This window comes from Rhizobium sp. YAF28 (genome assembly GCF_052113285.1).
GTDB lineage: Bacteria > Pseudomonadota > Alphaproteobacteria > Rhizobiales > Rhizobiaceae > Rhizobium.
The window spans coordinates 240864-255100 of sequence record NZ_JBFRCX010000010.1; the positions used below are offsets into that span (position 1 = coordinate 240864).

The 14237-nt window shown below is 59.9% G+C and carries 13 protein-coding genes; 6 read left to right on the plus strand and 7 right to left on the minus strand.

What is annotated here, in order from left to right; translation table 11 throughout:
• Positions 1-29 precede the first annotated feature (29 nt).
• A complete protein-coding gene (locus AB4Z13_RS23445) occupies positions 30-911 on the plus strand; it encodes a LysR family transcriptional regulator (protein WP_442206922.1) in 882 nt (293 codons plus the stop codon).
• On the opposite strand, the gene AB4Z13_RS23450 is transcribed toward AB4Z13_RS23445, so the two are convergent.
• The 5 genes from AB4Z13_RS23450 to AB4Z13_RS23470 form a co-directional block, all read right to left on the minus strand.
• Positions 908-1738, minus strand: a complete 831-nt coding sequence (locus tag AB4Z13_RS23450; protein WP_442206923.1) for a glycoside hydrolase family 16 protein — start codon at positions 1736-1738, stop codon at positions 908-910. The genes AB4Z13_RS23445 and AB4Z13_RS23450 overlap by 4 nt on opposite strands.
• A 50-nt stretch (positions 1739-1788) precedes the next feature.
• Positions 1789-3270 carry a lipopolysaccharide biosynthesis protein gene (locus tag AB4Z13_RS23455; protein WP_439016398.1) on the minus strand — a complete coding sequence of 494 codons (1482 nt, stop codon included), beginning with the start codon at positions 3268-3270 and terminating at the stop codon, positions 1789-1791.
• Between the two features lie 77 nt (positions 3271-3347).
• Positions 3348-4556 (minus strand): glycosyltransferase, encoded by a 1209-nt coding sequence (locus tag AB4Z13_RS23460; RefSeq protein ID WP_442206938.1) that lies wholly within the window; start codon positions 4554-4556, stop codon positions 3348-3350.
• Between the two features lie 32 nt (positions 4557-4588).
• Positions 4589-5980, minus strand: a complete 1392-nt coding sequence (locus tag AB4Z13_RS23465) for a glycosyltransferase family 4 protein (RefSeq protein ID WP_442206924.1) — start codon at positions 5978-5980, stop codon at positions 4589-4591.
• 119 nt (positions 5981-6099) lie between these two features.
• Positions 6100-6837, minus strand: a complete 738-nt coding sequence (locus AB4Z13_RS23470) for a Crp/Fnr family transcriptional regulator (RefSeq protein ID WP_007820756.1) — start codon at positions 6835-6837, stop codon at positions 6100-6102.
• Between the two features lie 472 nt (positions 6838-7309).
• On the opposite strand from AB4Z13_RS23470, the gene AB4Z13_RS23475 reads away from it, so the two are divergent.
• Entirely contained in the window at positions 7310-8023 is a 714-nt protein-coding gene (locus AB4Z13_RS23475; protein WP_113322667.1) for a sugar transferase, read from the plus strand.
• 100 nt (positions 8024-8123) lie between these two features.
• On the opposite strand, the gene AB4Z13_RS23480 is transcribed toward AB4Z13_RS23475, so the two are convergent.
• Entirely contained in the window at positions 8124-8246 is a 123-nt protein-coding gene (locus AB4Z13_RS23480) for a hypothetical protein (RefSeq protein WP_310386069.1), read from the minus strand.
• Here AB4Z13_RS23480 and AB4Z13_RS23485 point away from each other — a divergent pair.
• From AB4Z13_RS23485 to AB4Z13_RS23500, 4 genes are all read left to right on the plus strand, one after another.
• Positions 8200-9864 carry a Wzz/FepE/Etk N-terminal domain-containing protein gene (locus AB4Z13_RS23485; protein ID WP_442206939.1) on the plus strand — a complete coding sequence of 555 codons (1665 nt, stop codon included), beginning with the start codon at positions 8200-8202 and terminating at the stop codon, positions 9862-9864. The two genes, AB4Z13_RS23480 and AB4Z13_RS23485, sit on opposite strands and share 47 nt — an antisense overlap.
• Positions 9861-10811 carry a glycosyltransferase gene (locus tag AB4Z13_RS23490; RefSeq protein ID WP_113322669.1) on the plus strand — a complete coding sequence of 317 codons (951 nt, stop codon included), beginning with the start codon at positions 9861-9863 and terminating at the stop codon, positions 10809-10811. Before AB4Z13_RS23485 ends, AB4Z13_RS23490 begins: the two co-directional genes overlap by 4 nt.
• 8 nt (positions 10812-10819) lie before the next feature.
• Entirely contained in the window at positions 10820-12187 is a 1368-nt protein-coding gene (locus AB4Z13_RS23495; RefSeq protein WP_113322670.1) for a polysaccharide biosynthesis/export family protein, read from the plus strand.
• Between the two features lie 133 nt (positions 12188-12320).
• Positions 12321-13772, plus strand: coding sequence for a hypothetical protein (locus AB4Z13_RS23500; protein WP_113322672.1), 1452 nt, complete (start codon positions 12321-12323; stop codon positions 13770-13772).
• A 29-nt stretch (positions 13773-13801) separates the two neighbouring features.
• On the opposite strand, the gene AB4Z13_RS23505 is transcribed toward AB4Z13_RS23500, so the two are convergent.
• Positions 13802-14098: a hypothetical protein gene (locus AB4Z13_RS23505; protein ID WP_113181748.1), complete on the minus strand. Its 297-nt coding sequence runs from the start codon at positions 14096-14098 to the stop codon at positions 13802-13804.
• Between the last annotated feature and the right edge of the window lie 139 nt (positions 14099-14237).

A 14237-nucleotide genomic window follows, 5' to 3' on the forward strand; every position in this document is an offset into this window, starting at 1 on the left:
CAGTTTCAGAAGATAGAAAAACTTTTCTTATGGAAACGCGCTTTCTCGATACCTTCCTGCTGGTTGCCGAACTCGGATCGCTGGCCGAAGCCTCCCGTCGCCTCGGCATCACGCCGGCCGCGGTCGCCCAGCGCATGCAGGCGCTGGAAGACGATGTCGGCGTGCCGCTGCTGACCCGGGTTGGCCGCCGTGTCCGCCCGACCGATACCGGCCACGCCATCATCGAAAAGAGCCGCAGGATCCTCGCAGAGGTCCGCGATCTGCGCAGCCTTGCCAATGCCGATCTGCCTTCCGGCGAGCTTCGTCTCGGCGCCATCACGACAGCGCTGACCGGACTGCTGCCCTCAGCCCTGCATGAAGTCTTCGCCAGTATGCCGCTGGTCGAGGTTTTCCTGCTGCCAGGCCCGTCGACCGATCTCTACCAGCGGCTGATAGACCGGGATATCGACGCGGCAATCATCGTAAAGCCACCTTTTTCGATACCGAAAACATTGGAATGGGAACTGCTGCGGGCCGAACGTCTGGTTCTCGTAGCGCCTGCCGATTGCCGGGGCGAGAACCCGCACGCGCTCCTGAAGACCCGCCCCTTCATCCGCTACGACCGGAACAACTGGGGCGGCCGCCTTGCCGACGAATATCTTCAAAGACAGGGTTTGAAGCCGGCTGAACGTCTGGAACTCGATTCCCTCGAAGCGATCTCGGTCATGGTCACCAATGGGCTCGGCGTCTCTCTGGTGCCGGACTGGGCAAGACCCTGGCCGGAAGGCCTCAACCTCGCTATCCTCGAACTGCCTGTGCCCTTTCCACCGCGTGAGGTCGGGATGCTGTGGCCGCGCAGCTCCCCATCGCGCCGGTTGACCGGCATCGTACTCGACGCGCTCAAACGCTCGCAGACCGCCATCCGGCCCTAATTGTTTTTGGCCGAAATCAGGTTCTTGCGCTGATAGACATGGATGTAATCGACCAGCAGATAGGACGGGTTCGGCGTTTCATCGATCGGCCAGCCTGAGCCGAGCGCAAGATTGACCAGCGGATAGAAGGGCATGTGGAATTCCGGCGGCGTATCGAAGCTCCAAAGGGGATTGCGATCCAGATAGAATGTTGATTTCTGCGGGCCGATATCGACGCCAAAAGTGTGATAGTCGCTGCTGAGCGAGCCTTCGGGCACATTCGTCAGATGGCCGTCCGTCGTGTGCTGGTTGCTCGGGCGCCAGACATGATAGCCCATGCTGAACTCGCCGGGCGCACGGCCGTAATATTCGATCACGTCGATTTCCGAGGTAAATTTGGACCGATCGAGGCCGATCAGCCAGAAAGCCGGCCAGACGCCCTTGCCGGGCGGCAGCTTCATACGCGCTTCAAAATAACCGAACGTCTGAGAGAAGCCTTCGCCCTTCGGATTGGTAGAGGCAAGCAGGCCGGAGCGCCACTTACCATCCGCATCCTTCCGAGCCTCGATCCGCAAGATGCCGTCATTGACCGTAAAAGGGAAACCGTCCATCGGGTCGGTAAACTGAGCATCGCCGAAATCGCCATTCCACGGTGTATGCGCGATCCAGCGCGATCCGTTCTCGCCCCAGGCCGAAGCATCGAGCGTGTTGAAGTCTTCGGCAAAGGTCAGCTGAAAATCGTCGAGATTGAGCGGCTCTTCTGCCTCGCTCGGCCGCGGACTTGGTGGGCCGAAAAGGCCGATGACGATAAGAAGCGCAAATCTTCCGGCAAATTTCGTGTGGTGCATGTTTCTCCCTCCAGGAGATTTCGACCCCGTTGTGGGGTTTTGGGAGCCGATCATGAAACGACGACTCCGTTTCGCCAGGGCATGATCTTTCTGACGACGATGGCTTCCAGCCCGTCGGGCCGCCCTACGGCCTGCCACAAGAGCAGGGAGGAAACCCAGAAGATTGCAAGCGCCGCAACGCTGCAGAGACCGACGCCGATGACGAGTTCGATGCCGAGCGGCATGGCGATGAGAACAGGCTGAACCCAGAGCAGGAAACCGATCATCGGCAGGCAGGCCGCAAGCGGCCGGACAAACGCATAGAGCTGCGCGCCAATCGAGGCACCGATCAGCCGCTGCGTGATAACAAGGCAGACGACATAGGCAACGACAGCGGCGATGACGCGCGCTGCCAGCGCACCGTCAAGCCCGAACATCACGACGCCGAGCACCGTAACCGGTGCCCTCACTGCGAATTCAGCAAACATCCTGAGCGCCACATAGCGGGTCTTGTCGAGAACCATAACGAGCGGCGGCATGATGGTCGTCGGCAGACCGATCAGGCTGACGGCGCAGAGCCACTGCAGGATCGGCGCCGCAAAGGCCCACTTCTCGCCGACGACGATGCGCAGGATCGGTTCGGCCAGGAAAATGATGACGAACAGGATGGGAGCCGCCACGACCATGATTGCATTGGTGGCCTTCAAATAGGCGGTAATCTGCTTGCCTCGGTCGCTGACATTGGAAAAGGCGGCCATCAGCGGGCGCATCAGCGGACCGACGAATGTCTGATAGGGAATACCGGCAAGATTATCCGCGACGCTGAAGGCACCGTAGGTGGAAAGGCTCGTAAAGCGCGGCAGCAGCAGCCGGTCCATCTGCCAGTTGAGTGAATTGAGAACCTGCGAAATCGTGTTCCAGCCGATCATGTCCTGGAAGTGCTTCCATTCCGAAAGGCTGAGCCTCGGCCGCATCGGCGCGAAGATATAGGAGACGATGGTCGACGCCGTCGGTCCGGCAACGGCGCCAATCGCCAGCCCCCAGTAACTGTCGGTCGCAAGCGCGACACCGACGCCGAAGATCAGAGTCGATCCCTTGGCGATGATGTCGAGGGCAAATTCGCGCCGGAAGTCGAAGCGCTGCATGAAGAGCACCATGCGCGGGCTGATCACACTACGCATCGCAGGCGCGATAGAAACCACAGCAACCAGTTGGAAAAGCCGCGGATCGTTGTAGATGAGAGCCATCGGCCAGGCGATGACGACCATCAACAGGCTGATCGCCGTTCCTCTTAGGAGGCTCAACGTAAAGGCCGTTGCAAACATCCGCTCAGTTGGCAAGGGAACACGCACCAACGCCTGGGTGAGCGGCAGATCGAGGATCGCCTCGACGATGACAAGAACCGACGTGGCAATGGCGACGATTCCGAAATCGGCCGGGCTCAAAAGTCTTGCAAGAATGAGCAGGCTCACGAAATCGAGCAGTCGTGCCAGGAATTTTCCGCTGATTGTCCAGATGCTTGCTGTCGCCGTTCTATGCGATACGCTTGACACGATCTATTCCTTGGCCATGAGCAACGAACCTCTTCTGGGGAGCGCCGGGTGCCGACGCTCCGGGGTTTTTGTGCGTGTCAGCTTACTTTCCTCCTGACGGGGCTTGCGGCCTGATGACCATGCTTGGCGAGTTGCTCATCGATGAGCGAGCCGAGGCGGTCGCGAAACACCGCTGCGGAGAATATCAGGGCGTGATTATGGATCGCCACCGGATCGAGCGTGTCCTCGACCGCTTCGAAGGCTGCCATCGTTTCCATCAACGCTTCCGTACTCTGCTCGGCAAAGCGGAAGCCGACATGCGGTGCGCAGACAGTCTCGCGTGCGCCGCCAGCATCGAAGGCCAGAACCGGCCGGCCGGACGCCATCGCTTCCACCGGCAGAATGCCGAAGTCTTCGATGCCGGGGAACAGCAGCGCGCGGCAGCGCGACAGGTGATCGCGCAGAACCGGGAACGGCTGATGCCCGAGAAACTGTACCGTCGGTCCGGCGATTGACCTAAGATAGGCCTCCTGCTCGCCCTCACCGATCACGACCAGATTGCGGCCCATTTCCGTGCAGGCCTTCACGGCAATATCCGGCCGCTTATAGGCGGTGAGCTGGCCCGCATAGAGATAGAATTCGCCCTTGCCCTGCCCGATGGCGAAATCGTCGGTCGCGACCGGCGGATAGATAACGACGGCGTCACGGTCATAGAAGCGGCGGATACGGCCCGCGACATAGCTGGAATTCGCTACGAACGTATCGACGCGCGAGGCGGTCGTCACATCCCAGGCCCGCAGCATCGGAGCCGTGAGTGACATCATTGCCTTGCCGATCCATGAAACACCGCGCCGGTACACATGGAACTGATCCCAGATGTAGCGCATCGGCGAATGGCAGTAGCAGATGTGGAGTGCATCCGCCCGGGTGATGACACCCTTGGCGGGGCCGGATTCACTTGAAATGACAAGATCATAGTCCTGCAGGTCAAAGTGCTCGAGCGCGAAGGGCATGAGCGGCAGCATCTTTGTGTAATGGCGCGTAGAACGCGGGATCTTCTGCAGGAAGGACGTTTGGATGTTGCGGCTGTTCAGGAAATCGCTGGTACGCTCGGGATTATGCACCAGCGTGAAGATGTCTGCCTGAGGGAACATACGGCAGAGTTCTTCCACCACCTTTTCGCCACCGCGCATCGATACCAGCCAGTAGTGGACGATAGCGACGCGAGGCTGCTTCGCATCGACCCTACTGCCGGCTTCGACGACCCGGCTTCTTGCCACGACGGGCGCGTCGCCCCGGAATGCCATTGCTTCGGGGAGAGAGCTTGCTACTTTAACAGTCACCTGAACGCTCCTTGTACGATCGCCCCGCCCCTCGGCTCGGGCACTACATTCGTCGGAATCAGACTGCGGTATTGCGCGAGAAGGGCATCGCGCCATTCTTCGTGTGTCGTTGCCAGATTGGGCGACAGCCGGAAGGCGCGTTCGCTCATGAGGCGAACATCCTCCTTCGGCATTTTGCGGAAGGCCATCAGCGTTGTGGCGAAGGCTTCCTCGTCCATCGTGTTGCAGGAGATCGCCATTCCGGCCCTCTCCATTTCCTCGGCAAGGAAAGCACCCTTGGTCATGATAACGGGAAGGCCGCTGCGCGCCGCCTCGATCGCCACAAGGCCGAACGGCTCCGGATAGCGAGACGGCATGACAAGCGCGCTTGCGGTGCGGATGATCCGGCCGATCTCCGCATGCGACTGCCAGCCCATGGCCCGGACATGATCGCCCGCCGCCACGACCTTCGGCATCAGCGGTCCGTCGCCAATCACGCAAAGCCTTGCACCAGCCCTGCGCACCGCAGCAAGCGCGTCTTCGATGCCCTTTTCCTCGTCCAGTCGGCCGATGAAGACGAACTCATCATTGTCCTCGGCCATGACTCGCTCGGCCGTCAGTGGCGCGATCGGATTGCGGATGGTGACGAGCCGTTCCGGCTGGTAGCCGGAGCCCACCAGGAACTCTGCCATCTTTTCGTGGAGCAGGATGATCCTGCTAAAGGCGGGACGGCTTCTCAGCGCGCGCAAGAGATTGGCGCCGCGGGCCGCGCGCCACAGCTTTTGCGCATAGCTTCGCTTGTCGCAGGAGGTGGTGATGCAGCCTGCCCCGAGCGGACGCCGCTGGCAGATCTCCTGCGCCTGATAGTCGAAAAAGGCCCCATTGGGACAACCGGTAAAGAAATCATGGGCGTGAACGACGCATCGGTCGGCAACGGGTGCAAGCGCGTCGAAGACCGCCGGTGACAGGATCTGATGCCAGCCATGAACATGATAGGCTGTCCTGGGCGTATCATTGGCCCGCACCCAGGCGGAAATCATGCTGCCGGCTGCCGGATTATGAATGCCGGTCGCGAAGGCCTTGGCTCGGTTGGAACTCAAGAGATCGCGGCTATTCAGCTTGACGATTGAAACGCCGAGGGAAGCAAGCTCCTCGTTCGCTCCATCGTCGCCGCAGATATAGGTCACGGCAATGCCGAGTCCGCAGAAGAGCTTCGCCGACAGGACCGCAAGGGCCGTCGCCCCACCCCTCGCCGTCGAATAATCGTCAATGACGACCACACGGTCGAGCGCCGGGTGCGCCGCGATGCCGTCCCTCCATATTTTTGCGTAGCGTCCGGAAGCCGGCCACCGCAACGTCGAAACGGCAGGCCCATTCTCATCAGGACGCAGTTGGCCGATGTCGTTCATAGAAGCTCTCCGACGACAGACACAATGGATGCTTTTTGACGGCCAGGCCCCTAACCGTCCATGAGGGTGAAGTGGTCACGGACCGGCTGCGAACGGCAGCCGGATCGTGACGAAGTGCATTATTTTGCCGACGCCGCACCGTCGGCATAGGCTTCCAGCGCCTTGCGGTTGAGGATACGAATCCTGCCCTGGGCTCCGTCGATCACCTTGCATTCACGCAGGCGACGCAAGCACTGGTTGACTTTTTCACGAGAAGCCGGAAGCGTCGCCGCCAGATCGTTCTGGGAAATTATCAGCACGTCCCGGTTCGCCGGCGTATCCTTTCCGTAGACCGAAGATAGCCGCAGAAGCATTGCCGCCAGCCGCGACTGAAGGCTGGATCCGGCGTTCGAAATGATGCGGCGCTCCAGCTCGGAAACACGCGCAAGCGTTCTCGAAAAAACCTTCTCCTGGAACTGCGGATCGGTGGCGTACCTTTCCCGCAGCAGCCGGCCTTCGAAGAAGTATAGCTCGCAATCCGAACTGGCTCTATACTCCAGATTCAGTATTTGCTTACGTAATACTTCGAGCTCACCGATCAAACCGCCCCTCGGAATGATCTCCACAATGAACTCCCTGCCGTCTGGCAGCATCGTACTGGCGCTGACTAGCCCGCGCTGCACGCGAGCAAACATATCTACAAAGACTCCAGCGCCTGCAATAAGTTCGCCGCGACGAAAATTTCGTATAGTCGCGCGGCAGAACGGGAAGTCGTCGTCACTTGAGATGCGATTGTTCAAAGATGTATCCGGAACAACGCTAATAGCCGCATTGCCCACAGCGACCCTATAGTCTCTCGTTTGTGTAGCTCCGTCCATGCGCATAACTCCCCAACAAAACAGATTGGTCGTAGCTGATGCTGCACTGCATCATTTATATTGTCCTAACTTGAGAGTCAAATAACAATCGAAGATGACAAGAGCATCTCAAATAATAGTGACAATACCACCAGTTATATAGATTATATTTTTTCTAGTATCCGTCGAATTCAGGAGAGGTATTAAGCCAAACCGCCTATTTTTGGGGCGGTCCCTATCAAAATTGTTCAAAAAATAGCTACAACGCCCGGCTTCATCTATTCAAGCCGTGCGCCTTAGACGACATGTAAGTTAAATTTTCGAATAAAAATAGGATGTAGAAATCCCCTGCCGCCGAATTCGTAGAGAACTCCGTAGCATTACAGTATTAGCATAAAGAATTTGCTAATCATTATGACCGCGGTCACAGACAAGCACATTGCGCTGCACCAAACTTCATAAGGTTCTAACCGGAAACTTTTGGAGTCGGTCGATGACTTGGGAAACACAGAGTATTGAAGTTCGTGAATCCTGGCCGAACGTTGACCAGTCCGCGCCGAATAACGATCGTCGCATAGTATCACGGCCTCATGTGGTCGGAAGGGCATCCAAGCGCGCGGTTGATATCGTCGTGGCAACCACCGCTCTGGTTCTGCTGTCACCTCTGATGCTGATCGTAGCACTCATCGTAAAGTTGAGCGATCCCGGGCCAGTCTTCTATTCGCATACGCGGATTGGATATGGGGGCGCCGCCTTCGGCTGTCTCAAGTTCCGCACCATGAAGACCGATGCCGCCGCACAGCTCGCCGAGTTGCTGCGCGCCAATCCCTCAGCGCGGGCCGAGTGGGAAACGACGCGGAAGCTGAAGAACGATCCGCGCATCACCACTGTCGGTGAGATCCTGAGGAAGTCCAGCATCGATGAGCTCCCTCAGCTCATCAATATCCTGCGCGGCGAAATGAGCGTTGTAGGCCCGCGGCCGGTGACGGCTGAAGAACTCGCCCGCTACGGCGAGCATGTCACGAGCTATATGGCCGCAAGACCAGGCCTGACCGGACAGTGGCAGACCAGCGGCCGCAACGATGTCAGCTACGAATATCGAGTTGCGCTTGATGTCCAATATGTCCGCGACTGGTCGCTCGCGCGCGATTTCATCATCATCGCAAAGACCGTTCCCGCCCTGTTCTCGCAGCGCGGCTGCTACTAATCCAAGAACGACGCATAGCCCGACCCGGGCCATACGCACCTGCTGGATATCAACGAAGAAGACACTCTCGCCCTTTGGATCAGGACACTATGAACTCAAATCACGTCTTCAGCAGCGTCTCCCCGATATCTTTGCCGGCCACGGCCAGCGGTAGTTCGTCGCTGACGCTGCGGGACATGTCCTTTTTCGTCAGGATGCGTTGGCCTTGGATCGTGTCTACCATCCTGGTCTTCCTGGCACTTGCCGCTGCCTATCTCCTCATCGCCAAGCCGACCTACGTGGCCAGTACCCAGCTTATGGTCTTCCCGCAGGTGAACGGCTCGGACGCTCAACGCGCGTTCGCCGAAGACGCCTTCATCGATGCACAGCTTGAAATAGCGAAGTCCAGCGACGTGCTTGGCGGCGCCGCCAGCGCGCTGAACCTCGCCAACGATCCGGCCTTCTCCAATCAGTCCCTGTCCCTGCAGGACAAGGTCAAGGACTGGCTGACGGGCAACGCCACCACCACCGCCCCACCGGAGACGGCACAGGGTGATGCAACCTCGGGCAATGCCCAGCCAGCTGCGACGAGCCAGGAAGCGCAGCGGACCGACCGGGCGATCGCACGGCTGCGCAATATTGTCGCGATGCGCCGCATCGGCCAATCGACGATCCTCGAAATATCCGCATCCGCATCCAACCCGCAGACGGCGGTTGAGATCGCCGATGCGGTTGCCCAGCAATACATCCGCAAGAATGTCCAGATGAAGGCCGCTGCGGCCCAGCAGTACAGCGAATGGCTAGAACAGTTCGTCAATGAACAGCAGCGCGGACTTGCCGATGCCGCAAGTGCGCTTGCCACCTTCAAGGCGAACCCGCGCGACCAGTTCAAGCTTGCTGAGTTGCAGAGCGCGACCGACGCCCGCCGCACCCTCTTCGAAAACACCCTCACGCAGTACACCGAGGCCAAGCAGCGCATTTCCTATCCGGTCTCCGACGCCACCATCGTTTCGCGGGCCACCTCACCGCTCTCCAAGGCGCAGCCGAACAATTCGCTGATCCTCGCCTTCGCGCTGATCGTAGGCGCCGGTTCCGGCCTTGGCCTGGCCATGATCCGCCATGTCAGCGACCGGCGCATCATGCGCACCAACCAGCTCTCGCAGGCGGCCGGCCTGTCTTTCGTCACACCCCTTGGACGCGCAAAAAGGGCTGGCCGCGCGGCGGCGTTGCCTACTGCCAATGATAGCGGCACCGTCGCCTATCCAATGATCCCCGGAATGGCCGAACTTGGTGCGACTGTCACAGGCTTTCGCCGCAGACGGCGCGTGGTGATCGGCATCGTGGCCGTTAACCCGGGCGGAGGAGCATCCACCATCGCCTGCGAGCTTGCCGTGCTCTCGGCAATATCAGGTTCGCGTACCCTGCTGATCGATGCCGCGGCGACAAGATCTTCCCTGAGCAAGTCCATTGCGCCGAACAGTTCAGCCGGCCTGATCGACGTGCTCGACAATATCGAGGCAATCCGCACCGCCACCCTGTCACTGACACCGACGCTCAAGTTCCTGCCTCTTGGCAAGGTCCGCGCCGTGACGCCCGCCGTCCGTCTAAGCTCGCGCCGCACTCAGCTCAACTTCAGCGATCTGAAGAAGGAATTCGACGCCATATTCGTCGATATCTCCGCCTTCACCTCGTCGCCTGACGCCAATGCGATCGCTCCGGAGCTGGACGGCGTTCTTGTCGTAACCTCTTACGGCCGCACTTCGATTGACGAGACCGTTCGCGTCATCGACAGCATGCGCAATGTCGGCGCAGAAATTCTTGGCGCGATCATCAACAACACACCAGCGAGTGTTCAGACATGATGGCTCCGACCCCACAAGCACCGAAGCTGAAGATCGCCGTCGGCATTGCCTCGGCGGGCCGGCCCGCGACGCTTCTGGAGACGGTAACCTATATCGACAGCCTCCAGCCTCACCCGGAGCGTATCATCATATGCGTCCCCAACCTGGATGACGCTGCCGGGCTCGCCGACCGAAAGGGCGTGGAATTGAAGGTCGGCCCCCGCGGCCTGACCTGCCAGCGCAATCGGATCATTGAAGCCGCAAGCGCGGATATGGACGTGCTGATCTTCCTCGACGACGACTTCATTCCCGCGCCCGGCTTTATTCCGCGCATGGCAGCCGTTTTCGCCGACAATCCGGATGTGGTCATCGCGACCGGAGACGTCCTCGCCGACGGCATTCTCGGCAAGGGGCTGACCCAGTCCGAAGCCATGCATGTCATCAAGACCACAGGCGAAAGAGGCGAGCAGGTGACCGAAATCTATAACGCCTATGGATGCAACATGGCGGTTCGGCTGGCGCCAATTGTCGGCCACGGGCTCGCCTTCGACGAGGAGTTGCCACTCTACGGCTGGCTCGAAGATGTCGATTTCAGCCGGTCCATCGCTCGCTACGGACGATCGGTGCATATTTCGGGCGCCTGCGGCGTCCATCTCGGCGTCAAGTCCGGACGCCAGCCCGGCAAGAGGCTCGGCTATTCGCAAGTCGCAAATCCCGTGCATCTGATGCGCAAGGGCACCATGTCCTTGACCCGCGCGCTGGCGCAGATCGGCCGGAATATCCTGGCGAACGCCCGGGGCACCCTGCTCAATGATCGCGCGGTCGACCGTCGTGGCCGGCTGAACGGCAATTTCCTGGCTTTATCCGATCTGCTGATGGGACGTGCATCTCCCATGCGCATCCTCGAACTCAGCCAGTCCTCAAATCGCGAGATGCCTTCACCATCCATCGCGGCAAAACGGAGGTAACAGACGCCATGTGGCCCATGTCTTTCCTTGATCGTCTTCCATTCGTTGGCCTTGCCGCCGTCTTTACCTGCGCGATGGGATGGAGTGCTGCCCACGCCGACAGCTACACGCTCGTCCCCGAGGATAAGATAAAGCTGCGGGTCGTGGAATGGCGTTCCACCGATTCCAAATATGCGAGCTGGGAAGCTCTCGATGGAACCTACAGCGTCGATGATGCGGGCAATCTTTCGATCCCGATCGCCGGTCAAATCAGAGCCTCCGGCCAGACGACCGAGCAGCTGTCGGATGCCATTTCAGATGCACTGGCCGACAAGGCCGACCTTCCCGGAAGGCCTTTCATCGCTGTCGAAATCGACCAGCACGCGCCGATCTTCGTCAACGGCAGCATCGAGCGGCCGGGACGCTATCCCTTCGAGGCCAATATGACCGTCATCAAGGCCGTCAGCATTGCAGGCGGCTACATGCGGTCGCGTGACGACAGCAGCTACTATCAGCGAGACCGAATCCAGTCGGCCGGCGACTATCGCTCAGCCCTCCTGAATCGCCGAGATCTCTTGATGCGTGCAGCCCGCCTGCGCGCCGAGATCGCCGGTCAGTCGGATTTCGACATTCCTGCCGAGATCGCCGGCGTGCCGGATATCGACAAGCTCAAGGCGGAGGAACTGAACCTGATGCGCCTACGGGCTGTCGAGTCCAACAGCCAGATTGAGGCGGCAGACGATCTGAGCCGCCTCTATACGCAGGAAATCCAGTCGCTGGAGGCCAAGATCGTCTCCCAGAAACGACAGATCGATCTTGCGCAGCAGGAGCTGAACAACGTCAACAGCCTCGTCAGCAAGGGCCTGACCAGCAATACCCGCCAATATTCGGTGGACCGCGGCCTGGCTGAAACCCAGAGCGAACTGCTGGACCTCGAGATCGCGCTGACCAAGTCCCGCCAGGGGCTGAACGAGAGCCAGCGCGAAAAGGCAACCATCATCAACAAGCGGAACGCCGAAAACCAGCAGGAGCTGAACACGCTCAGCCTCGCCATCAACAAAGCGGGCATTGACATGCAGGTCGCGCAACTCCTCGGCGATCAGGCCGGATACAGCGCCGAACTCGCCCGCATGGGTGCAGAATCGACGCTCCTCGGCACGACGAAGAAGAACTTCAAGATCATTCGCCGCAACGAGGACGGCAGCTACACCAATATCGTGGCAGATGAAAACACCGCCCTGTTGCCGCATGACATCATCGAGATCGGCGTCGAGGCAGCTGCCGATGCCTCATCTGCTGCATCGCAGCCCCAGCAGCCGGCCGCCGCCCTCATCCCTAATGTAGCCCGAAGCGATGCGCCCCGTCCGAACTGGGTATCGCAGACGGGATCGAACTAGGAGACCACTGTAGGATTATGCCTGTTAGCGTCGGAGTTCAGTTCATGTCTGCATTTGCCGTCTTTTTGCGCCGCACGCAGGGTCTGCGTGGCGTGACGGCAGAGAATCCTCGACCCGGTTCGGAGGTAGCGGCATGACAATTGAACCGATCGGCTTCCTCGTCTTCCTGCTCGGCCTGGCGCTCGTCTACTATGGATCCCGCTTTGCAATCACGGCGCTCTGCATCTCCACGCTGCTCGGTGCAGCCGCAGCCTTCCAGCTTCCCGCACTCGGCGGCAGCAGCATTCAGCCTAGCCATCTGCTGCTGCTCTTCGTCACGATCGGTGTGCTGCTGCGTCCGCGCCAGAAACAGGCGGCCCTGACTAGCCTGGCCTATCCCGGACCCGGCTTCTGGTTTGCGGCCTATGTTCTGTTTTCCGCCGTATCGGCCTTCTTCCTGCCCCGCATTTTCGCCGGCGCGACACTGGTTTATTCATCCGCACGCAGCAGTTCCGGCTTGATGTCGATCATGGCATCGCCGCTGGCGCCGGGTTCCTCCAATCTCACGCAGTCCGTCTACCTGCTCGGCGACCTCATCTGCTTCGCTGTCGTCTGCGGTTTTGCCCGGCTCGGGCACGGGCGCTTCATCGCCCGCCAGCTCATCGTCACGGCGCTTGTCTGCCTGGGTTTCGCCCTGCTCGATATCGCAACGTTCACGATAGGTCAGCCTGACCTGCTCGATTTCATGCGCAACGCCAACTATACGATGCACACAGCCGAGGTCATCGGCGGCTTCAAGCGCATCGTCGGTTCCTTCCCGGAGGCAAGTGCCTATGGTGCGGCGGCTCTGGTGTTTTTCAGCTTCACCCTCATCCTCTGGCTTGAGCGCTTCCCGAGCCGCTTCACCGGCTTTGCAACGGTATCGGTCGGCCTGACCGTGATCCTCTGCACCTCGACGACGGCCTATGTCGCCGGCCTCTTCATGATCGGTGTTGCGATCCTGTTTAGCCTCAAGCGGCTTTTGAGCGGCCAGGCCACACGTCCCTATGCGACCTTCCTTTTGATCACTCTGCTCATGGTGCCCTGCGTGATCATGGCTGTGGCCCTGATCCCGAGCGCGTGGAACGCCGTCGGCGATTTGGCGAACGTCACCCTGGCCAATAAGCTCGAATCGCAATCCGGCGAGGAGCGCACCGCCTGGAACACATTGGCGCTGGTCTCTTTCGTGGAAACAGCCACTTTCGGGGCAGGCCTCGGCACCGTGCGCGCATCGAGCTTCGCCGCCGCACTTCTGTCGAACGTCGGCCTCACCGGGACGGCCCTGTTCTTGCTCTTCCTTTACAGCCTCCTGACGGCTGCTGCTCGCAGCAAGCTGGCGAGCCGTGAAAACCGGGCGATTGGGATGGCTGCCGTTTTCGCCTCCGTCGCGCAGATTGCCTCGGCGACGATTTCCGGAAGCAGCACCGACCTCGGCCTGCTTTTCAGCATTACGGCCGGGCTCGCAAGCGGTTGCCTGACCGCCCCCTACGGGCAGCAGAACCGCATGACCCGTCTGCAGAGGACGCCGGCATCTCTGATGAGTACGCCGGTATTTCCATCACGATGATGTGCGGGGCAGAAAACATGTCGGTGATGTCAGCCCTGCTGCTGCTTGCTTGGCACGGGCGCCGGGTCGACGATCGCACTCTCCTTGGACGGCTTGCGGCTGCGGCGCCAAAGCCCGGCCACGAAGACACCTGTCACATAGCAGACCTGCATCAGCACGAGGATAGCGAGACCGTAAAGCGCGGCTTCAAGCAGCGACGCGTTTTGATGAGCCACGATGCCGAAACCGAGGGCGACAACGATCGCGAATATCGCGAAGGCCCAGGCGCGAATGGCCGCTCCGGCTGCGAGCGAAATCAGTATCACAATGATCGTGCCGTTCAGCATTGCGATGCCTTATTCCTTTCTATCGTCCCACACGCGCCCCGTGCCGATCTTCACATTACAGGGCTTAATCCACAACACCCGGCTTTTGGTAGTGGAGCGATAGCAATGGTTAATTTTCTCACAATCCGCCGTGATCAAA

What these genes read in the sequence shown, in the direction of transcription:
- AB4Z13_RS23445 (WP_442206922.1), top strand. Translation starts at nt 30, where the DNA reads ATGGAAACGCGCTTTCTCGATACCTTCCTGCTGGTTGCCGAACTCGGA.
- AB4Z13_RS23450 (WP_442206923.1), bottom strand. Translation starts at nt 1,738, where the DNA reads ATGCACCACACGAAATTTGCCGGAAGATTTGCGCTTCTTATCGTCATC.
- AB4Z13_RS23460 (WP_442206938.1), bottom strand. Translation starts at nt 4,556, where the DNA reads ATGGCATTCCGGGGCGACGCGCCCGTCGTGGCAAGAAGCCGGGTCGTC.
- AB4Z13_RS23465 (WP_442206924.1), bottom strand. Translation starts at nt 5,980, where the DNA reads ATGAACGACATCGGCCAACTGCGTCCTGATGAGAATGGGCCTGCCGTT.
- AB4Z13_RS23470 (WP_007820756.1), bottom strand. Translation starts at nt 6,837, where the DNA reads ATGGACGGAGCTACACAAACGAGAGACTATAGGGTCGCTGTGGGCAAT.
- AB4Z13_RS23475 (WP_113322667.1), top strand. Translation starts at nt 7,310, where the DNA reads ATGACTTGGGAAACACAGAGTATTGAAGTTCGTGAATCCTGGCCGAAC.
- AB4Z13_RS23485 (WP_442206939.1), top strand. Translation starts at nt 8,200, where the DNA reads ATGTCCTTTTTCGTCAGGATGCGTTGGCCTTGGATCGTGTCTACCATC.
- AB4Z13_RS23480 (WP_310386069.1), bottom strand. Translation starts at nt 8,246, where the DNA reads ATGGTAGACACGATCCAAGGCCAACGCATCCTGACGAAAAAGGACATG.
- AB4Z13_RS23490 (WP_113322669.1), top strand. Translation starts at nt 9,861, where the DNA reads ATGATGGCTCCGACCCCACAAGCACCGAAGCTGAAGATCGCCGTCGGC.
- AB4Z13_RS23495 (WP_113322670.1), top strand. Translation starts at nt 10,820, where the DNA reads ATGTGGCCCATGTCTTTCCTTGATCGTCTTCCATTCGTTGGCCTTGCC.
- AB4Z13_RS23500 (WP_113322672.1), top strand. Translation starts at nt 12,321, where the DNA reads ATGACAATTGAACCGATCGGCTTCCTCGTCTTCCTGCTCGGCCTGGCG.
- AB4Z13_RS23505 (WP_113181748.1), bottom strand. Translation starts at nt 14,098, where the DNA reads ATGCTGAACGGCACGATCATTGTGATACTGATTTCGCTCGCAGCCGGA.